The organism is Cellulomonas sp. B6, from assembly GCF_001462455.1.
Taxonomy (GTDB): Bacteria; Actinomycetota; Actinomycetes; order Actinomycetales; family Cellulomonadaceae; genus Cellulomonas.
Genome location: NZ_LNTD01000210.1, coordinates 1 through 19,645, shown reverse-complemented (window position 1 = coordinate 19,645; position 19,645 = coordinate 1). Strand labels below are relative to the sequence as shown.

17 protein-coding genes are annotated in these 19,645 nt (G+C 73.2%); all 17 read left to right on the top strand.

The genetic code is table 11. The features are described from left to right. Positions 1–37: 37 nt before the first annotated feature. Positions 38–400, top strand: a complete 363-nt coding sequence (locus ATM99_RS16125; protein ID WP_062103864.1) for an NADH-quinone oxidoreductase subunit A — start codon at positions 38–40, stop codon at positions 398–400. A 30-nt stretch (positions 401–430) separates the two neighbouring features. After that, the gene (locus tag ATM99_RS16120) at positions 431–982 is read left to right on the top strand and encodes an NADH-quinone oxidoreductase subunit B family protein (RefSeq protein WP_062103861.1); all 552 of its coding nucleotides are present in this window, start codon (positions 431–433) and stop codon (positions 980–982) included. Continuing rightward, positions 979–1,806: an NADH-quinone oxidoreductase subunit C gene (locus tag ATM99_RS16115; protein WP_062103860.1), complete on the top strand. Its 828-nt coding sequence runs from the start codon at positions 979–981 to the stop codon at positions 1,804–1,806. The genes ATM99_RS16120 and ATM99_RS16115 overlap by 4 nt, the downstream gene beginning before the upstream one ends. Beyond that, positions 1,806–3,158, top strand: a complete 1,353-nt coding sequence (locus ATM99_RS16110) for an NADH-quinone oxidoreductase subunit D (RefSeq protein WP_062103859.1) — start codon at positions 1,806–1,808, stop codon at positions 3,156–3,158. Before ATM99_RS16115 ends, ATM99_RS16110 begins: the two co-directional genes overlap by 1 nt. Further along, complete coding sequence (gene nuoE / locus ATM99_RS16105; RefSeq protein WP_062103858.1) at positions 3,158–4,045, top strand: NADH-quinone oxidoreductase subunit NuoE; 888 nt, start codon at positions 3,158–3,160, stop codon at positions 4,043–4,045. Before ATM99_RS16110 ends, nuoE begins: the two co-directional genes overlap by 1 nt. Beyond that, positions 4,045–5,379: an NADH-quinone oxidoreductase subunit NuoF gene (nuoF, locus tag ATM99_RS16100; protein ID WP_190278861.1), complete on the top strand. Its 1,335-nt coding sequence runs from the start codon at positions 4,045–4,047 to the stop codon at positions 5,377–5,379. The genes nuoE and nuoF overlap by 1 nt, the downstream gene beginning before the upstream one ends. Further along, entirely contained in the window at positions 5,376–8,042 is a 2,667-nt protein-coding gene (locus ATM99_RS16095) for an NADH-quinone oxidoreductase subunit G (RefSeq protein WP_062103856.1), read from the top strand. Before nuoF ends, ATM99_RS16095 begins: the two co-directional genes overlap by 4 nt. Next, positions 8,039–9,421, top strand: coding sequence for an NADH-quinone oxidoreductase subunit NuoH (gene nuoH / locus ATM99_RS16090; protein ID WP_062103855.1), 1,383 nt, complete (start codon positions 8,039–8,041; stop codon positions 9,419–9,421). The genes ATM99_RS16095 and nuoH overlap by 4 nt, the downstream gene beginning before the upstream one ends. Next, positions 9,414–10,226, top strand: coding sequence for an NADH-quinone oxidoreductase subunit NuoI (nuoI, locus tag ATM99_RS16085; RefSeq protein ID WP_369798105.1), 813 nt, complete (start codon positions 9,414–9,416; stop codon positions 10,224–10,226). The genes nuoH and nuoI overlap by 8 nt, the downstream gene beginning before the upstream one ends. Further along, positions 10,223–11,155, top strand: a complete 933-nt coding sequence (locus tag ATM99_RS16080; RefSeq protein ID WP_062103854.1) for an NADH-quinone oxidoreductase subunit J — start codon at positions 10,223–10,225, stop codon at positions 11,153–11,155. Before nuoI ends, ATM99_RS16080 begins: the two co-directional genes overlap by 4 nt. Further along, entirely contained in the window at positions 11,152–11,451 is a 300-nt protein-coding gene (gene nuoK / locus ATM99_RS16075; protein ID WP_046529033.1) for an NADH-quinone oxidoreductase subunit NuoK, read from the top strand. Before ATM99_RS16080 ends, nuoK begins: the two co-directional genes overlap by 4 nt. Before the next feature lie 11 nt (positions 11,452–11,462). Beyond that, positions 11,463–13,439: an NADH-quinone oxidoreductase subunit L gene (nuoL, locus tag ATM99_RS16070; protein ID WP_082659924.1), complete on the top strand. Its 1,977-nt coding sequence runs from the start codon at positions 11,463–11,465 to the stop codon at positions 13,437–13,439. Positions 13,440–13,464: 25 nt separating this feature from the next. Then, on the top strand, positions 13,465–15,018 hold the full coding sequence (locus ATM99_RS16065) for an NADH-quinone oxidoreductase subunit M (protein ID WP_062103853.1): 1,554 nt from the start codon (positions 13,465–13,467) through the stop codon (positions 15,016–15,018). Between the two features lie 35 nt (positions 15,019–15,053). Continuing rightward, positions 15,054–16,721 carry an NADH-quinone oxidoreductase subunit NuoN gene (gene nuoN / locus ATM99_RS16060; RefSeq protein WP_369798106.1) on the top strand — a complete coding sequence of 556 codons (1,668 nt, stop codon included), beginning with the start codon at positions 15,054–15,056 and terminating at the stop codon, positions 16,719–16,721. Positions 16,722–16,815: 94 nt separating this feature from the next. Further along, positions 16,816–17,823, top strand: coding sequence for a polyprenyl synthetase family protein (locus tag ATM99_RS16055; protein ID WP_062103851.1), 1,008 nt, complete (start codon positions 16,816–16,818; stop codon positions 17,821–17,823). Between the two features lie 10 nt (positions 17,824–17,833). Then, positions 17,834–18,604, top strand: coding sequence for a PP2C family serine/threonine-protein phosphatase (locus ATM99_RS16050; protein WP_223305202.1), 771 nt, complete (start codon positions 17,834–17,836; stop codon positions 18,602–18,604). Between the two features lie 397 nt (positions 18,605–19,001). Next, positions 19,002–19,645: RDD family protein (locus ATM99_RS19485; protein ID WP_190278860.1), on the top strand; the 644-nt coding region annotated here is incomplete at its 3' end.

The following is a 19,645-nucleotide window of genomic DNA, read 5'->3' as shown; positions in this document are numbered from 1 at the left end:
CCACCGGATCGGCCTCGACGACGAGGAGGACAGCCCGATGAGCAACCCGTACGTCCCGCTCCTGGTGATGATCGGGATCGCCGCGGTCCTCGCCCTCGGCGGCGTCGGCGCGAGCGCGATCCTCGGCCCCAAGCGGTACAACCGCGCCAAGCTCGACGCGTACGAGTGCGGCATCGAGCCCACGCCGCACGCCATCGGCGGCGGCCGGTTCCCGATCAAGTACTACCTCGTCGCGATGACGTTCATCGTCTTCGACATCGAGGTGGTGTTCCTCTACCCCTGGGCGGTGAGCTTCGCGGAGCTCGCCACGTTCGGCCTGGTCGCGATGCTCGCGTTCCTGCTGCTGATCACGGTGCCCTTCGTCTACGAGTGGAAGCGCGGCGGCCTGGAGTGGGACTGACGGTGACGACAGGGACGAGGAGGGTCTGACATGGGCATCGAGGAAGCGCCCTCGGGCTTCCTGCTGACGACGGTCGAGGACCTCGTCGGCTACTTCCGCAAGGCGTCGCTGTGGCCCGTGACCTTCGGGCTCGCGTGCTGCGCGATCGAGATGATGGCCGCCGGCACGAGCCGCTACGACATCTCGCGGCTCGGCATGGAGGTCTTCCGCGCGTCGCCGCGCCAGTCCGACCTCATGATCGTCGCCGGCCGCGTGAGCCAGAAGATGGCGCCGATCGTGCGGCAGGTCTACGACCAGATGCCGGGGCCCAAGTGGGTCCTGTCGATGGGCGTGTGCGCGTCGTCGGGCGGCATGTTCAACAACTACGCGATCGTGCAGGGCGTCGACCACGTCGTGCCGGTCGACATCTACCTGCCCGGCTGCCCGCCGCGGCCCGAGATGCTGCTGCACGCGATCCTCGCGCTGCACCAGCAGATCCAGGACCAGCCGCTGGGCGTCAACCGCGAGGAGGCCGCGCGCAAGGCGCAGGAGGCCGCGATGGCCGCCACGCCCACCTCGCACATGACGGGGCTGCTGCGATGACCGACGAGAAGAAGGCGCCCACGGGCGAGAAGGCCGACGCGTCGGCCGCCGTCAAGCCGGGCGAGAGCGCACCGGCCGGTGCGCAGCGCACGAGCGCCGCGGCGCTCGAGGCGGGCTCGCAGAACGTGCCCGCCACCGGCCCCGACGTCGGTGCCCGCACCCCGCTCGAGGTCGTCGACGTGCGCACCGGCATGTTCGGTGCCCACGGCACGGGCGACACGTCCGGCTACGGCGGCCTCGTGCGCACCGTGGCGATGCCCGGTCCGAGCGAGCGGCCCTACGGCGGCTGGTTCGACGAGGTCGTCGACGTGCTCACCGAGGTGCTCGACGAGTCCGGCACGGGCTACGCGAACGCGGTCGAGGCCGTCGTCGTGGACCGCACCGAGCTCACGCTCGTCGTCGCCCGCGCGCACCTGGTCGAGGTCGCCCGCGCGCTGCGCGACGACGCGGACCTGCGCTTCGAGCTCTCGCTCGGGGTCTCGGGCGTGCACTTCCCGCACGACGCGGGCCGCGAGCTGCACGCGGTCTACCACCTCGTGTCGGTGACGCACGGCCGCCGGCTGCGGCTCGAGGTCACGGCGCCGGAGTCCGACCCGCACATCCCGTCGACCACGTCGGTGTACCCCACCAACGACTGGCACGAGCGCGAGACCTGGGACTTCTTCGGGATCGTGTTCGACGGCCACCCGGCGCTCGCACGCATCCAGATGCCCGACGACTGGCCGGGCCACCCGCAGCGCAAGGACTACCCCCTCGGGGGCATCCCGGTCGAGTACAAGGGCGCGACCGTGCCGCCCCCGGACCAGCGGAGGTCGTACAGCTGATGAGCGCCCCCACGTCCCACACCCCCCACGCGACCCGCAGCGTCCCGCAGGACCAGACCGAGGGCGTCCCCTCGTTCGAGGCGTCCGGCGGTGACTGGTCCCAGATCGCCGAGGAGGCCGCTCGCCTCGGCGAGGAGCGCATCGTCGTCAACATGGGTCCCCAGCACCCGTCGACGCACGGCGTGCTGCGCCTCATGCTCGAGATCGACGGCGAGACCGTCACCGAGGCCCGGGCCGGCATCGGCTACCTCCACACGGGCATCGAGAAGAACATGGAGTTCCGCACCTGGACCCAGGGCGTGACCTTCTGCACCCGCATGGACTACGTCGCGCCGCTGTTCCAGGAGGCCGCGTACTGCCTCGCGGTCGAGAAGCTGCTGGGCATCACGGACGACGTGCCCGAGCGCGCGAGCGTCATCCGCGTGCTGATGATGGAGCTCAACCGCATCTCGTCGCACCTGGTCTTCCTGGCCACGGGCGGCAACGAGCTGGGCGCCACGACGATCATGATCATCGGGTTCACGGCCCGCGAGGAGATCCTCAAGATCTTCGAGATGATCTCGGGCCTGCGGATGAACCACGCGTACATCCGCCCCGGCGGCGTCGCGCAGGACGTGCCCCCGGGCTCGATCGACGCGGTCCGCGAGGCTCTCACGAAGGTGCGCGGCTACCTGCGCCAGCTCGAGGACCTCATGCTGGCCAACCCGATCCTGCAGGCGCGCATGAAGGACGTCGGCACGCTGAGCCTCGCGGCCTGCATGGCCCTGGGCGTCACGGGCCCGATCCTGCGCTCGACGGGCCTGCCGTACGACGTGCGCAAGGCGAACCCGTACAGCGGCTACGAGACGTACGACTTCGACGTGCCCGTCAACGACGGCGCCGACGCGTGGAGCCGGCTGCTGCTGCGCATCGAGGAGTGCTACCAGTCGATGCGGATCGTCGAGCAGTGCCTCGAGCGGCTCGCGAAGCCGGGCCCGGTCATGGTGGCCGACAAGAAGGTCGCGTGGCCCGCGCAGCTCGCGATCGGCACCGACGGCATGGGCAACTCGCTCGACCACATCAAGGAGATCATGGGCACCTCCATGGAGTCCCTGATCCACCACTTCAAGCTGGTCACCGAGGGCTTCCGGGTCCCCGCGGGCCAGGTGTTCCAGACCGTCGAGCACCCGCGCGGCGAGCTGGGCGTGCACCTGGTGTCCGACGGCGGCACCAAGCCGTACCGGGCGCACTTCCGCGACCCGTCGTTCAACAACCTGCAGGCCGTCTCCATGATGTGCGAGGGCGGGCAGATCGCCGACGTCGTCGTCGCCGTGGCGTCGATCGACCCGGTGCTGGGAGGGGTGGACCGCTGATGTCCGTCGAGCACGCAGACGCGGCCGTGCCGCACGGGCACGGTCGTGTGCCCGGTGAGCGGCACGCCACCGGCTACGACGACGAGACGCGCGCGCGCCTGACGCGCGACGCCGACGAGATCGTCGCGCGGTACCCCCAGGCGCGGTCGGCCCTGCTGCCGATGCTGCACCTGGTGCAGTCCGAGGACGGCTACGTCAGCCCGCGCGGCATCGCGTTCTGCGCGGCTCACCTGGGCCTGACGACCGCCGAGGTGTCGGCCGTCGCGACGTTCTACACGCAGTACAAGCGCCACCCCAACGGCACGTACACGGTCGGTGTCTGCACCAACACGCTGTGCGGCGTCATGGGTGGCGACGCGATCTGGGAAGAGCTCAGCGAGCACCTCGGGGTCGGGCACGACGAGACGACCCCCGACGGCGCGATCACGCTCGAGCGCGTCGAGTGCAACGCGGCCTGCGACTACGCGCCGGTCATGATGGTCAACTGGGAGTTCTTCGACGAGCAGACGCCCGCCTCGGCGGTCGAGGTCGTGGACCGGCTCGTCGCGGGCGAGCCGGTCGCGCCCACGCGCGGCCCGTCGCAGGTCGGCACGTTCAAGGAGATCAGCCGCGTGCTCGCGGGGTTCCCCGACGGCCGCGCCGACGAGGGCGTGGGCGCGGGGCAGGCCACGCTGCGCGGCACGGTGCTGGCCAAGGAGCAGGGCTGGACGGCGCCGTCGTTCGACGCCGACGAGCGCGCCGCCGCGGCGGCCGCGCAGGCCGACGACGCCGCCCCCGAGGTGGGCGACGAGCAGTCGAGCGCGCAGCACGCGCCGACCACGCCGGCCGACAGCTCGCCGACCGGCGAGCAGCGCAAGCAGAAGTCCGACGACGCGAAGGAGTCGTGATGACGACCCTGACCCCCGTGCTGTCCGCGCACTGGGACGCGGACCGGTCGTGGAAGCTCGCGCGCTACGAGGCCGACGGCGGCTACCGCGGCCTGCGGCGCGCGCTCGGCATGCCCGCCGCCGACGTCGTGACCACGGTCAAGGACTCGGGCCTGCGCGGCCGGGGCGGCGCCGGGTTCCCGACGGGCATGAAGTGGGGCTTCCTGCCCGCGCCCGACGGCGGCCCGCGCTACCTCGTCGTCAACGCCGACGAGTCCGAGCCGGGCACCTGCAAGGACATCCCGCTCATGATGGCGAGCCCGCAGGAGCTCATCGAGGGCGTGATCATCACGTCCTACGCGATCGGCTGCCACCACGCGTTCATCTACCTGCGCGGTGAGGTCGTCCACGTCTACCGCCGCCTCCTGGAGGCCGTGCGCGAGGCGCGCGAGGCCGGCTACGTCGGCACCGACATCCTCGGGTCGGGGTTCGACCTCGAGATCACGGTGCACGCCGGCGCCGGTGCGTACATCTGCGGCGAGGAGACGGCGCTGCTCGACTCGCTCGAGGGTCTGCGCGGCCAGCCGCGCCTCAAGCCGCCGTTCCCCGCGGTCGCCGGCCTGTACGCGCGGCCGACGGTGGTCAACAACGTCGAGTCGATCGCCTCGGTGCCCGCCATCCTGCAGGGTGGCGCGTCGTGGTTCACGTCGATGGGCACCGAGCGCTCGGCGGGGCACGGGCTGTTCTCGCTGTCGGGGCACGTGACCCGTCCGGGTCAGTACGAGGCGCCGCTGGGCATCACGCTGCGCGAGCTGCTCGACATGGCCGGCGGCGTGCGCGAGGGCCACGAGCTGAAGTTCTGGACGCCCGGCGGGTCGTCGACGCCGATCTTCACCGCCGAGCACCTCGACGTGCCGCTCGACTACGAGTCGGTCGGCAAGGCGGGGTCGATGCTCGGCACGCGCGCGCTGCAGATCTTCGACGAGACGACGTCGGTGGTCCGCGCGGTGTCGCGCTGGATCCAGTTCTACAAGCACGAGTCGTGCGGCAAGTGCACGCCCTGCCGCGAGGGCACGTTCTGGCTCGCGCAGATCATGGCGCGCCTCGAGGCCGGCCAGGGCACGAGCGCCGACATCGACCTGCTGCTGGACCTGTGCGACAACATCCTGGGTCGCGCGTTCTGCGCGCTCGGCGACGGCGCGACCAGCCCCGTGACGAGCGCGATCAAGTACTTCCGGGAGGAGTTCGAGGCGGGCACGCACACGCCCGCCGACGTCCTGTTCCCGCCCGAGCGCAGCGCGCTCTTCGACTACACGCCGCGTCGTCGCACGCAGCTCGCGGGGGTGCACGCATGACGATCACGACCCCGAGGAACACCTCGGGCACGCCGCTCGTGCCGGCCGCGCCGCCGGTCACCGCGCCCGAGCCGGAGGCGACCGTGACGTTCACGGTCGACGGCATCGAGACGACGGTGCCCAAGGGCACGCTCGTCATCCGCGCCGCCGAGCAGCTCGGCATCCAGATCCCGCGGTTCTGCGACCACCCGCTGCTCGCGCCCGCGGGCGCGTGCCGGCAGTGCCTGGTCGAGGTGTGGGCGCCCGGTCGCGACGGCAACGTCGCGAAGATGCCCAAGCCGCAGGCGTCCTGCACGCTCGAGGCGACGCCCGGCATGCAGGTCAAGACGCAGCACACGTCGCCCGAGGCCGACAAGGCCCAGCACGGCGTCATGGAGCTGCTGCTCATCAACCACCCGCTCGACTGCCCGGTCTGCGACAAGGGCGGCGAGTGCCCGCTGCAGAACCAGGCCATGAGCAACGGCCGGGCGGCGACGCGGTTCGTCGACGTCAAGCGCACGTTCCCCAAGCCGATCGCGGTCTCGACGCAGATCCTGCTCGACCGTGAGCGGTGCGTGCTGTGCCAGCGCTGCACGCGGTTCTCCGAGGAGATCGCGGGCGACGTGTGGATCGACCTGCAGAAGCGCGGTGCGCAGCAGCAGATCGGCACGTTCGACACGCAGGTGCTCGGGTTCGCGGGCGACGCGCCGGTCGGTGCGTCGACCGTCGACACCAGCGGGCGCCCGTTCGCGTCGTACTTCTCCGGCAACACCGTGCAGATCTGCCCCGTCGGCGCGCTGACGTCGGCCGCGTACCGGTTCCGCGCGCGCCCGTTCGACCTGGTCTCGACGCCGGGTGTCGCCGAGCACGACGCGAACGGCTCGGCCATCCGCGTCGACCACCGGCGCGGCGTCGTGCTGCGCCGACTCGCGGGCGACGACCCGGTCGTGAACCAGGAATGGATCACCGACAAGGACCGCTTCGGGTTCCACTGGCAGTCGGCGCCGGACCGCGTCACCACGCCGATGGTGCGCCGACGCGGCGCCGACGGCACGCGCGGCGAGCTCGAGCCGTGCTCGTGGGTCGAGGCGCTCGACACCGCGGCCGAGGGCCTGCGGACCGCGATCGCGGGACCCGGCGTGGGCGTGCTGCCCGGCGGCCGCCTCACGCTCGAGGACGCGTACGCGTACGGCAAGCTCGCGCGCGTCGCGCTCGGCACCAACGACGTCGACCACCGCGCCCGGCCGCACTCGGCCGAGGAGACCGCGTTCCTCACGCACCACGTCGCGGGTCGCACGCTGCAGGTGACGTTCGCCGACCTCGTCGCCGCGCCCGCCGTGCTGTGCGTCGCGTACGAGCCCGAGGAGGAGGGCGGCATCGTCTTCCTGCGGCTGCGCGGCTCCGTGGTCGCGGGCCGCACGCGCGTGTTCTCGGTCGCGGCCCTCGCGAGCCGCGGCCTCGAGCGCCTGGACGGCACGCTGCTCGCGGCCGCGCCCGGCACCGAGCCCGAGGTGCTCGACGCCATCGCGACGGGTGCCGACGACGTGCTCGGCACGACCGCCGAGGCGCTGGCCGCCGAGGGTGCCGTGATCGTCGTGGGCGAGCGCGCCGCGTCGGTCCCGGGGACCCTCACCGCGGTGCTCCGGCTCGCCGAGCGCACCGGTGCGCGCGTCGCCTGGATCCCCCGCCGCGCGGGCGAGCGCGGCGCGATCGAGGCCGGCACGCTGCCGACCCTGCTGCCGGGCGGCCGCCCGGTCGCCGACGCGGCCGCACGGGCCGACATCGCCGCGACCTGGGGCGTCGACGAGCTGCCCGCCACGCCGGGCCGCAGCGCGGACGAGATCCTCGCCGCCGCGGCCGAGGGGCGCCTGGGCGCGCTCGTCGTGGGCGGCGTCGACCCGGCCGACCACGCGGACCCCGCGGTCGCGCGCGCCGCGCTCGACGCGGTGCCGTTCGTGGTGTCGCTCGAGGTGCGGCGCAGCGAGGTCACCGACCGTGCCGACGTCGTGCTGCCCGTCGCACCGCCGGTCGAGAAGCCCGGCACGTTCGTCACGTGGGAGGGCCGCCCGCGTCCCTTCCCGCAGGCGCTCACGACGACGCAGCTCGCCGACCACCGCGTGCTCGACCGCCTGGCCGACGCGCTCGGCGTCGACCTCGGTCTGCAGACGCTCACGGCCGTGCACGACGAGCTCGACCGCCTCGGCGGCTGGGGCGGCGCGCGCGGTGACGCACCCGCGACCGACCCGGCCGAGCCGCCCGCGGTGCCGCCGGGCCACGCCGTGCTCGCGACGTGGCACCAGCTGCTCGACGCAGGCCGCCTGCAGGACGGCGAGCAGTACCTCGCCGGGACGGCCAAGCGGACGGTCGCACGCGTGTCGCCCGCGACCGCGCAGGCCGCGGGCCTGGCGGACGGTGACGACGTCGCCGTCTCGACCGACCGCGGCACGGTCACCGTGCCCGTGCAGGTCACCGACATGGCGGACCACGTGGTGTGGCTGCCGACCAACCCGCGCGGCGCGGCGGTCCGCGACGTGCTCGGCGCGGTCGCCGGCACCGTCGTGCGCCTCGAGCGCGCGGGGGAGTCGGACGCGCCCCTGGTCGTGGACGGCGCGACGGGCCCGGTGAGCGGGGACGCCGCCGACGCGGTCGCCGGCGTCCGCGCGGACGAGGAGGAGCAGGCATGAGCGTGCTGCCCGCGGCGCTGACCGCGCTGCCGAGCGCGGTCGGGGACGGCGCCGTCGCGCCCGTCGTCGCCGACTTCAGCAACGACGTGTTCTGGGTGTGGCTGCTCAAGGCCGTCGCGATCATCGTGTTCCTGCTGACCAGCGTGCTCATCGCGATCTGGTTCGAGCGGCGCGTGGTCGGCATCATGCAGCTGCGCCCCGGCCCCAACGTGCACGGCCCGTTCGGCCTGCTGCAGTCGCTCGCCGACGCGATGAAGCTCCTGGTCAAGGAGGACATCACCGTCAAGGCGGCCGACAAGCTCGTCTACATCCTCGCGCCGATGATCGCGGTGCTGTGCTCGCTGCTCGTGTACGCGGTCATCCCGTTCGGGCCCGAGGTGAACATCTTCGGCGTCATCACGCCGCTGCAGCTCACCGACTTCCCGGTCGCGGTGCTCTACATCCTCGCGTGCGCGTCCGTCGGCGTGTACGGCATCGTGCTCGGCGGCTGGTCCTCGAACTCGACGTACCCGCTGCTCGGCGGTGTGCGCTCGACGGCGCAGGTCATCAGCTACGAGCTCGCGATGGGGCTGTCCCTCGTGTCGGTCTTCATCATGGCCGGCTCGATGTCGACGTCGCAGATCGTCGACTCGCAGACCTCGGTGTGGTGGTTCCTGCCGCTGCTGCCCGCGTTCGTCATCTACGTCATCTCGATGGTCGGCGAGACGAACCGCCTGCCGTTCGACCTCCCCGAGGCCGAGGGCGAGCTCGTCGGCGGGTACACCACCGAGTACTCGTCGATGAAGTTCGCGTGGTTCTTCCTCGCCGAGTACATCAACATGCTCAACGTCTCGGCGGTCGCGACCACGCTGTTCTTCGGCGGCTGGCGCGCCCCGTGGCCGCTCTCGGCGATCAACGACGGCATGTTCAACACCGGCTGGTGGCCGGTCCTGTGGTTCGTCGCCAAGGTCTGGATGTTCATGTTCCTGTTCGTGTGGATCCGCGGGTCGGTCCTGCGGTTCCGCTACGACCAGTTCATGAAGATCGGCTGGAAGGTCCTCATCCCGGCGGCGCTCGCGTGGGTCGTGTGCGTCTCGCTCGTGCAGGCCGCGCGCCAGCTGTGGGACGTCGACCTGCGCACGCTGCTGTTCGTGCTCGCGGGCCTCGTGCTCGTCGGCCTCGTCGTGTCGTTCCTGGTGCCGGAGAAGAAGCCCGCGCCCGAGCCCGGCCCGACCGGCCCGCAGGAGATCGACCCCTTCGCGGACGGCTACCCCGTCCCGCCCCTGCCGGGGCAGGTGCTCCCGCCCTCGCCGCGCGCGCAGCGTCGCCTCGCCGCGACCGCGACCGACGCGGGCGACCCGTCCGGACCCGAGACCCCGCTGGAGGTGCGCGGTGGCTGAGCAGCGCAAGAAGAAGGCCCGTCCGGGTGCGACGCCCGCGTCGTCCGGCGGCCAGGTGCAGCGCACCGCCCGCACGGGCGGCGAGGTCGACCGTCCCGCCGACGAGGGGTACCGCTCGCTCATCGAGAAGCGGTCCGGCCTCGGCGAGCTCCTGGCGCCCGTCGCCGGGTTCGGCGTGACGTTCTCCAACATGTTCCGGCCCACGGTCACGGAGCAGTACCCGCGCGAGCGCGTCCCCACCAAGCCGCGGTACCACGGCCGCCACCAGCTCAACCGGTACGCCGACGGGCTCGAGAAGTGCATCGGCTGCGAGCTGTGCGCGTGGGCGTGCCCGGCCGACGCGATCTACGTCGAGGGTGCGGACAACACGCCCGAGCAGCAGTTCTCGCCCGGCGAGCGGTACGGCCGCGTCTACCAGATCAACTACCTGCGCTGCATCTTCTGCGGCCTGTGCATCGAGGCGTGCCCCACGCGGGCGCTCACGATGACCAACGAGTACGAGCTCGCGGGCCCGACGCGGCCCGGCATGATCTGGGAGAAGCAGGACCTGCTCGCGCCGCTGCGCGAGGGGCAGCTGTCCACGCCGCACCCCATGGTCGAGGGCACGACGGACACCGAGTACTACCGGGGCGAGGTCACCGGCACCACCGACGAGCAGGTCGCGTGGGTCGCCGAGCACCGCCCCGAGGACCCGACGCTGCCCGAGAACCGCGCGAAGGGCGCCACGGTCCCCGACCTCGGCGCCACGCGCCTCGCGCAGCGGGAGATCACGGCCGGCGCGCACCGCCAGGGGGGTGCCCGGTGAGCCACGTCCTCACGGTGCTGCCGGCGGCCGCCGGCGCGCTGACGGAGTCGGGTCAGACCAGCACGGCCGAGGCCGTCCTGTTTTGGGTGCTCGGCCCGATCATGGTGCTCGCGGCCCTGGGGCTGCTGTTCGCCCGCAAGGCCGTGCACGCGGCGCTTGCGGTCGTGCTCGTCATGATCTCGCTCGCGTTCCTGTACGTCGCGCAGGGCGCCGAGTTCCTCGGCGTCGTGCAGGTCGTCGTCTACACCGGCGCCGTCATGATGCTGTTCCTCTTCGTCCTCATGCTCGTGGGCGTCGACCGCTCCGACTCGCTCGTCGAGACGATCCGCGGGCAGCGCTGGATCGGCGTGCTCGCCGGCCTCGGGCTGGGCGTCGTGCTCGCCGGCGTGGTCGGGCGCGCGACGTACGGCACGCCCGCCGGGATCGAGGAGGCGAACGCCGGGTCCAACCCCGCCGCGATCGCGCACCTGATCTTCGGCCAGCACGTGTTCGCGATGGAGGTCGTCGGCGCGCTGCTCGTCACCGCGGCGCTCGGCGCCCTGGTGCTGACGCACCGCCAGCGGCTGACCCGCAAGGTCGGCCAGCGCGAGCGGGCCGAGCGGCGCCTGCGCGAGGGCGGCTACCCCGTCTCCCTCCCGGCGCCCGGCGTGTACGCGCGCCACAACGCGCTCGACGTGCCCGCGCTCGACCCCGAGGGCCGACCGATCGAGGCGTCCGTGCCGCGCGTGCTGCGCGTGCGCGGGCAGGAGGCGGACGCACGCGAGTACGCCGCCCGCATCGACCGTGTGCTCGCGGGCGGGTGGGCGACCGGTGCCGGCACGTTCACGTCGAACCGCGACGTGGACGACCCGCACGGCCGCACGGCCCCGACGCCCGGCACGCCGGGCACCGACGCCACCGAGACCGACGACGAGGAGGGGGCCCGGTGAGTCTCACCCACTACCTGGTGCTGGCCGCGATCCTGTTCGCGATCGGCGCCACGACGGTCCTGCTGCGCCGCAACGCGATCATCGTGTTCATGGGCGTCGAGCTCATGCTCAACTCGACGAACCTGCTGCTCGTGACGTTCTCGCGCATGCACGGCAACCTCTCCGGCCAGGTGCTCGCGTTCTTCGTCATGGTCGTCGCTGCCGCCGAGGTCGTCGTCGGGCTCGCGATCATCGTCACGATCTTCCGGACCAGACGCTCGGCCTCGGTCGACGACGTCAACCTGCTGAAGAGCTGAGGGGCTCCGACGTGCACACCCTGATCTCCCTGACGGCCCCCGCCGTCGTGCCGGCCGTCGAGCCCGTCGTGGCCGCCGACTGGCCGGGCGCCGACGCCGCCGTGCTGCTGGTCGCGCTGCCGCTGCTGTCGGCCGCGGTCCTCCTGCTGCTCGGGCGCCGCTCCGACCGCTGGGGCCACTGGCTCGGCGTGCTGGCCTCGGCCGGGTCGTTCGTCGTCGGCGTCGTGCTGCTGCTGGGCATGCTCGGCCTGCCCGCCGAGCAGCGCGTGCACGACGTGCACCTCGGCACGTGGCTCGACGCGGGCGCCCTGAGCATCGACGCCGGGCTGCGGGTCGACCCGCTGTCGCTCACGTTCGTGCTGCTCGTGACGTTCGTCGGCACGCTCATCCACGTGTACTCCGTGGCGTACATGGAGCACGACGCCGCACGGCGCCGGTTCTTCGCCTACCTCAACCTGTTCGTCGCGGCGATGCTGCTGCTGGTCCTCGCGGACTCGTACGTGCTGCTGTTCGTCGGCTGGGAGGGCGTGGGGCTCGCGTCCTACCTGCTCATCGGGTTCTGGAACCACCACACGCCCTACGCGGTCGCCGCGAAGAAGGCGTTCGTGGCCAACCGCGTCGGCGACGTCGGGCTGCTGGTCGCGATGGGACTGATGTTCGCGACCTTCGGCAGCCTCGACTTCTCGACCGTGCACGCGAACGTCGCGCAGGCGTCGGAGTCGACGCTCACGCTGATCGGCATCGCGCTGCTCGTCGCGGCCTGCGGCAAGTCGGCGCAGTTCCCGCTGCAGTCCTGGCTGGGCGACGCGATGGCCGGCCCGACCCCCGTGTCGGCGCTCATCCACGCCGCGACCATGGTCACCGCGGGCGTCTACCTCATCGTCCGCTCGGGCGTGATCTACGCCGGGGCGCCCACCGCGCAGCTCGTCGTCGCGATCATCGGCGCGATCACGCTGCTGTTCGGGGCGGTCGTCGGCTGCGCGAAGGACGACATCAAGAAGGCGCTCGCCGCCTCGACGATGTCGCAGATCGGCTACATGGTGCTCGCCGCGGGCCTGGGGCCCATCGGGTACGCGTTCGCGATCTTCCACCTCGTCACGCACGGCTTCTTCAAGGCCGGCATGTTCCTCGGCGCCGGGTCGGTCATGCACGGCATGGACGACCAGGTCGACATGCGCCGCTTCGGCGGCCTGGGCCGGTACATGAAGATCACGTACTTCACGTTCATGGCCGGCTGGCTCGCGATCCTCGGCATCCCGCCGTTCGCCGGGTTCTTCAGCAAGGACAAGATCATCGAGGCCGCGTTCGTGCCCGTCGACGGTCAGCCGTGGCGTGCATGGGTGTTCGGCACGATCGCGCTGCTCGGCGCCGGGATCACGGCGTTCTACATGTCGCGCCTGTTCTTCATGACGTTCGAGGGCAAGAAGCGCTGGAGCGAGACGCGCGACGGCCACGAGCAGCACCCGCACGAGTCGCCCGCGCTGATGTGGGTGCCGATGGCGGTCCTCGCGGTCGGCTCGGTCGCGCTCGGCTGGGTGCTGCAGGCCGTCGGGTTCGTCACGTGGCTCGAGCCGTCGGTCGGCCACGCCGAGCACGAGGAGCCCGTGCTGGGCGTGCCCGTGCTCATCGGCCTGACCCTCATCGCCGTCGCGCTCGGCCTCGCGCTCGCGTGGCGCCGCTACGCGGTGTCGACGGTCCCCGTCGCCCCGCCCGTGGGCACGGTGCTGACACGCGCCGCGCGCGTCGACCTCTACCAGGACGCGGTCAACGACGCGGTGCTGGTCGAGCCCGGGCAGTACCTCACACGGTCGCTGGTCTACGGCGACAAGGCGGTCGTCGACGGCGCCGTCACCGGCCTGGCACGGCTGACCGTCGGGACCGGCGACCTGGTGCGCCGCGCGCAGAACGGGTTCGCCCGTTCCTACGCCGCGGTCATGGTCGTCGGCGTGGTCGTGCTCGCGGTCGTCGTCCTGGCCGTACGCGGCTGATCGAGTCGGAGGAGAGCGAGAACTGATGTCGGACTTCCCCTGGCTCAGCGCCCTGGTGGTGCTGCCGCTGCTCGGCGCGGTCGCGCTGTGGGTCCTGCCCACCGGCGCCCGTCGCCACACCCGTGCCGTCGCGCTCGGGTTCGCCCTCGCGCAGGTCGCGCTGCTCGTCGCCGCGTTCTCGGCGTTCGACACGGCGGCCGCCGCGACGCACCAGCTCGTCGAGACGTACCCGTGGATCCCCGCGCTGGGCGTCTCGTGGGCGCTCGGCGTCGACGGCGTCGGGCTCGCGCTCATCGCGATGTCCGTGGTCCTGGTGCCGCTCGTCGTGCTCGCCGCCTGGCGCGAGCAGGGCTCGACGGACGGTCCCACCGACCGGCTGCGCCACTACCTGGCGCTCGTCCTGCTGCTCGAGGCGTTCATCGTCCTGGTGTTCGCGGCACGCGACGTGTTCCTGTTCTACGTCGTGTTCGAGGCGATGCTCATCCCGGTCTACTTCATGATCGGCGCGTTCGGCGGCGCCCAGCGCCGCTACGCGGCCGTGAAGTTCCTGCTCTACTCGCTGGCCGGCGGGCTCGTCATGCTGGTCGGCGTCATCACGCTGTACCTGCAGGGCCCGGGCGGGCCGGAGGGCTTCCTCACCGAGAACCTCGTGGGCGTCGGTCTCGACCCCACGGTCGAGAAGTGGCTCTTCCTGTCGTTCTTCGTCGCGTTCGCGATCAAGGCGCCGATGTTCCCGGTGCACACGTGGCTCCCGGACGCGGCGCAGCAGGCGCCCGCGGGCACGTCGACGCTGCTCGTCGGCGTGCTCGACAAGGTCGGCACGTTCGGCATGCTGACGCTCTGCCTGCCGCTGTTCCCGAACGCCAGCCGCTGGGCCGCGCCCGTGATCATCGTGCTCGCCGTCGTGTCGGTGCTCTACGGCGCGCTGCTCGCGATCGGCCAGAAGGACATGATGCGGCTCGTCGCGTACACCTCGGTGTCGCACTTCGGGTTCATCGTCCTCGGCATCTTCGCGTTCACGTCGACGTCGATCGCCGGGTCGTCCTTCTACATGGTCAACCACGGGCTCTCGACCGGCGGGCTGTTCCTGCTGGTGGGCTTCCTCGCGGCGCGCCGCGGCTCGCAGCAGATCAGCGACTTCGGCGGGCTGCAGAAGGTCGTCCCCGTGATGGCGGGCCTGTTCCTCGTCGTCGGGCTGTCCGCGCTCTCGCTGCCGGGGCTCTCGACGTTCGTCAGCGAGTTCCTCGTGATCGTCGGCGCGTTCGCGCGGCACCCGGGGGTCGCGCTCGCCGCGACGTTCGGCGTGGTGCTCGCGGCGCTGTACGTGCTGTGGCTGTACCAGCGCGTGTTCACGGGGCCGGTCCGCCCCGAGCTGGCGAGCACGCCCGACCTCGGCGCTCGCGAGCGCTGGGTGGTCGGCCCGCTCGTCGTGCTCATGCTGGTGCTCGGGTTCCTGCCCGGCCCCGCGCTCGACCTCGTGCGGCCACCCGCGCACGTGAGCCTCGAGCAGGTCGGCGTCGAGGACGTCACGCCGACCGTGTCGATCGCCACCGCCGGTGCCGAAGGGAGTGACCAGTGAGCGGCTTCACCGTCCCCGAGATCGCGTGGGGGCCGATGGTCCCCGTGATGGTCGTGCTGCTGACCGCCGTGGTCGGCGTGCTCGTCGAGGCGTTCGTGCCCGCCGCGCACCGCCGCACGGTGCAGCTCACGCTGACGCTCGCCGCGCTGGCGGGGTCGCTCGTCGCGGTCGCCGCGCTGTGGTCCGACACCGAGCGGACGGGCGGCACCGACGTGCTGGGCGGCTCGCTCGTGGTCGACGGCCCGACCCTCGTCCTGCAGGCGACGATCGCGCTGCTCGCGCTGCTGTCCACGCTCGTCGTCGCGGACCGTGTGACGGGCGGCGAGGACGCGTTCGCGCCCGCCGCGGCGGCCGTCCCCGGGTCGGACTACGAGGAGCTCGCGCGCAGCCGCGGCCTGCGGCAGACCGAGGTCTTCCCGCTCCTGCTGTTCGCGACCGGCGGCATGATGGTCTTCCCCGCGACGACCGACCTGCTGACGCTGTTCGTGGCGCTCGAGGTGCTGTCGCTGCCGCTGTACCTGCTGTCCGGCATGGCCCGCCGTCGCCGCCTGCTGTCGCAGGAGGCGTCGATGAAGTACTTCCTGCTCGGCGCGTTCGTGTCCGCGATCATGCTGTTCGGCATCGGGCTGCTGTACGGGTACTCCGGGTCGCTGCGGTTCTCGGACATCGCGGCCGCGACCGCCACGCCCAACGGCATGGAGGGCCTGCTCGTCGTGGGCGCCCTCATGCTGCTCGCGGGCCTGTTCTTCAAGGTCGGCGCCGTCCCGTTCCACATGTGGACGCCCGACGTCTACCAGGGCGCCCCGACCCCCGTCACGGGCTTCATGGCCGCGTGCACCAAGGTCGCCGCGTTCGGCGCGCTGCTGCGCGTCGTCTACGGGATGCTCCCGGGCATGGCGTGGGACCTCGACGTCGTCCTGTGGGTCGTGGCGATCCTCACGATGGTCGTCGGCACGGTCGCGGCGCTCGTGCAGACCGACGTCAAGCGGCTGCTCGCGTACTCGTCGATCGCGCACGCGGGCTTCGTGCTCACGGGCGTCATCGCGCTGAACGACGCCGGTCTGACCGCCGTGCTGTTCTACCTGCTGGCGTACTCCGCGGCGACGGTCGGCGCGTTCGGCCTCGTGTCGCTCGTGCGCGAGCAGGGCACGGGCGAGGACGGCAGCCCGACGCTCCTCGGCGAGGCGACGCGCCTGCCGCAGTGGGCGGGCCTCGGGCGTTCGCACCCCGTGGTCGCCGTGACGTTCACGCTGTTCCTCCTGTCGTTCGCGGGGATCCCGCTCACCGCCGGGTTCGTCGGCAAGTTCGCGGTGTTCTCCGCGGCGGTCGACGGCGGCGCGTGGCAGCTCGCGCTCGTCGGGGTCCTGGCGTCCGCCGCCGCCGCGTTCTTCTACGTGCGGATCGTCGTGCTGATGTTCTTCACCTCGCCGCACGACACGGCCGACGAGGCGCCGACGTCGACCACCGTGACCGCCGTCGCGGTCGACGGGCCCGCGCCGGACGGCGAGGACGGCACGGTCGCCGCGACCTCCGGCGTCGCGGTGGCCACCGCGGCACCCGAGCGCGCCACCACGACCGTCGCCGCGGGGGAGGGCCTCACGGTCGTCGCCGTCGCGGTGTGCGCCGCGCTCACCGTGCTGCTCGGTGTCGCCCCCTCGCCCGTGCTCGACGCCATCGCGTCGGTGGCGGCCCTGCTGCCGTGAGCCGGCACGTCGCGGCCCCGCGCGAACCGGGAGCGATCGGACATCGACCGCTCCCGGTTCCGCGACCGCGCCGGGGTGCGGATAGGTTCGTCCCGTGACGACCGCTCTCGCCCTCCCGCTGCACGACGCCGCGCTCGCCGAGCGCCTGACCGGGCGCCTGGACCTCGTCGAGGAGCTGCTCCGCAGCGCCGTCACGTACGCCGACCCGATCGCGCACGACGCGTCGAGCCACCTCGTCAACGCGGGCGGCAAGCGCCTGCGACCGCTGCTCGCGCTGCTGACCGCCGAGCTCGGCGACGGCGCCCGGCGCGAGGTGATCGACGCGGCGGCCGTCGTCGAGCTGACGCACCTCGCGACCCTCTACCACGACGACGTCATGGACTCGGCGCCCGTGCGCCGCGGGGCACCCGCCGCGCACGAGGTGTGGGGCAACTCGGTCGCGATCCTCACGGGCGACCTCCTGTTCGCGCGCGCGTCGTCGCTCGTCTCGGGCCTGGGGCCGGAGGCCGTGCGCATCCAGGCGCAGACCTTCGAGCGGCTGTGCCTCGGCCAGCTGCACGAGACCGTCGGACCGCGGCCCGACGAGGACCCCGTCGCGCACTACCTGCAGGTGCTCGCCGACAAGACGGCGTCGCTCATCGCGACGTCGGCGCGGCTCGGCGCGATGTTCGGCGGGTGCAGCCCCGAGGTCGTGCGGACGGTCACGCAGTTCGGCGAGACCATCGGCGTGGCCTTCCAGCTCGCCGACGACGTCATCGACCTCACCTCCGACGGCACGGTCACCGGCAAGACGCCCGGGACGGACCTGCGCGAAGGTGTGCCGACCATGCCGGCGCTGCTGCTGCGGTCGCGCGCGGCGGCGGACCCCGCCGGGTCACCGGACCGCGACGTGGTCGCGCTGCTCGACTCGGACCTGTCGGACGACGCCGACCTCGCGAGCGCGGTCGCCGCCCTGCGCGAGCACGAGGTGGTCGCGCAGACCCGGGGACGCGCCGTCGCTCTCGCGCGGCAGGCCGTCACCGAGCTCGCGCCCCTGCCCGCCGGTCCGGTGAAGGACGCGCTGGTCGCGTTCGCGGACGCGCTCGTCGACCGCGCGTCGTGACACGCCGGTGGTGACGGGAGCCCGGGTCCGGCTGCGGGCCGCCCTCGCCACCGACCAGGCCGCGCGCGACCGCAACGAGGACACCGCGTGGGCGGCCGACGGCGTCTACGTGGTCGCCGACGGCATGGGGGGGCACGAGGCGGGCGAGGTCGCGTCCCGCGTCGCGGTGGAGGTCGTCCGCTCGCTGGGGGGCACGAACCCGTCCCTCGACGACGCCGTGCGCGTGGTCCGCGAGGCGCACCGGCGCGTGCGGGAGCTGCCGACCGAGGGTGAGCGCCGCCCGGGCACGACGCTCACGGGCGTCGTCCTGACCGCGCACGCGGACGTGCCCTGCTGGCTCGTCGTCAACGTGGGGGACTCCCGGACGTACCGCATGGTCGGCGGCGTCCTCGAGCAGCTCACGCGGGACCACTCGGAGGTCGCCGAGCTCGTCGCGCAGGGCCTCGTCGCGATCGAGGACGCCCCGCACCACCCGCGACGGCACGTCGTCACGCGCGTCCTGGGCGGTGGTGCGTCGCGCGTCGAGCCGGACCTGCGCCTGTTCCCCGTGAGCCCGGGCGACCGGATGGTCGTGTGCTCGGACGGGCTCACGGACGCGCTGCCCGACGCGCGCGTCCAGGCGGTGCTCCGCGCCGAGCGTCACCCGCAGGCGGCGGTCGACCGCCTCGTGCGCGAGGCGCTGGCCGCGGGCGCGCAGGACAACGTCACCGTGGTCGTCGTGGACGCCGTCGCGGTCACCCGCGTACCCGACGCGCCGACGCCCGCTGACGTGCGACGATGACGTCCCACCCCACCCCGGAGGATCGTCCGTGAGCACTCGCGCCTCGGCCCCCCGCTGCGCCTCGTGCGGCATGCCGCTCGCACCCGACGCCACGTCCTGCGCCGTCTGCGGGGCTCGTGTGCCGCTCATCGCCCGCACGACCGCGGACGCGGGCGACGACGCCGCCTCGGCCTCGGCGGTGCCGGGCGCCCCCGGCGGCGCCCTGCCGTCGGACGTCGGCCCGGTGCCCCGGGGCGGCGGCACGACGAGCCCCGAGCCCTCGGTCCTCGGACCGCGTCCGCCGGTTCCCGCCGCGCCGCCGGTGCCGCGCGTGGCGCCCACGCCGTCCGGTGCGACGTCCGGCCCGTCCGCGGCACCACCGCCGGTGGATCCCGCCTCGTCCGCCGCCTCCGCCCCGGTGACGCCGCAGCGTCGCGTCGACGCCACGGCTGCCGCGCGGGCGGTGCGCGCCGCGGGTCGACCGGCCGGCGCCGGCGCGGTGCCGCAGGGCGCCGCCGCACCGCCGGCGGTCGGGCGCCGCGTCGCCGCGTACGCGATCGACCTCGCCCTCGCGTTCGTCGTCGGCCTCGTCGGCTACCTGCTCGGCGCCGTGACGGGCCTGCCGGTCACCGGGTTGACGGTCGCGCTGGGAGCCGTCGTGGGTGTCGGGCAGATCGTGGCCGAGGGGCTGCGCGGTGCGACGCTCGGCGCCCACCTGCTCGGGCTGCGGACGGTCGACGACCGCACGGGTGCCGCGCCGGGCGTGCCGCGCGCGTTCCTGCGCCAGCTCGTCGTCGCGCTCGGCATGCCGGTGTGCCTCGTCGGCAACTGGGTGATCGTCGCGTCCGCGGCGTGGGACCGCGAGCCCGCGCGTCGTGGCTGGCACGACAAGGCGTCGGGCACGCGCGTCGTGCGGGCCGGGGCGTCTCCCGCCGCCACGGCGTCCGGCGCGGCGGTGGCCGGGTACCGCTCGCCGTCCGGCGCCCCGCGTCCCGTCCCCGCGCAGGGGGTCGGTGCGGTCCCGGCCGCCGACGCCCTGTACGCGCCCCCTCCGGCGCCGGA

Bases quoted from the DNA above. Each gene is read 5' to 3' on its own strand.
- ATM99_RS16125 (WP_062103864.1), top strand. From the start codon at position 38: ATGAGCAACCCGTACGTCCCGCTCCTGGTGATGATCGGGATCGCCGCG.
- ATM99_RS16120 (WP_062103861.1), top strand. From the start codon at position 431: ATGGGCATCGAGGAAGCGCCCTCGGGCTTCCTGCTGACGACGGTCGAG.
- ATM99_RS16115 (WP_062103860.1), top strand. From the start codon at position 979: ATGACCGACGAGAAGAAGGCGCCCACGGGCGAGAAGGCCGACGCGTCG.
- ATM99_RS16110 (WP_062103859.1), top strand. From the start codon at position 1,806: ATGAGCGCCCCCACGTCCCACACCCCCCACGCGACCCGCAGCGTCCCG.
- nuoE (WP_062103858.1), top strand. From the start codon at position 3,158: ATGTCCGTCGAGCACGCAGACGCGGCCGTGCCGCACGGGCACGGTCGT.
- nuoF (WP_190278861.1), top strand. From the start codon at position 4,045: ATGACGACCCTGACCCCCGTGCTGTCCGCGCACTGGGACGCGGACCGG.
- ATM99_RS16095 (WP_062103856.1), top strand. From the start codon at position 5,376: ATGACGATCACGACCCCGAGGAACACCTCGGGCACGCCGCTCGTGCCG.
- nuoH (WP_062103855.1), top strand. From the start codon at position 8,039: ATGAGCGTGCTGCCCGCGGCGCTGACCGCGCTGCCGAGCGCGGTCGGG.
- ATM99_RS16065 (WP_062103853.1), top strand. From the start codon at position 13,465: ATGTCGGACTTCCCCTGGCTCAGCGCCCTGGTGGTGCTGCCGCTGCTC.
- nuoN (WP_369798106.1), top strand. From the start codon at position 15,054: ATGGTCCCCGTGATGGTCGTGCTGCTGACCGCCGTGGTCGGCGTGCTC.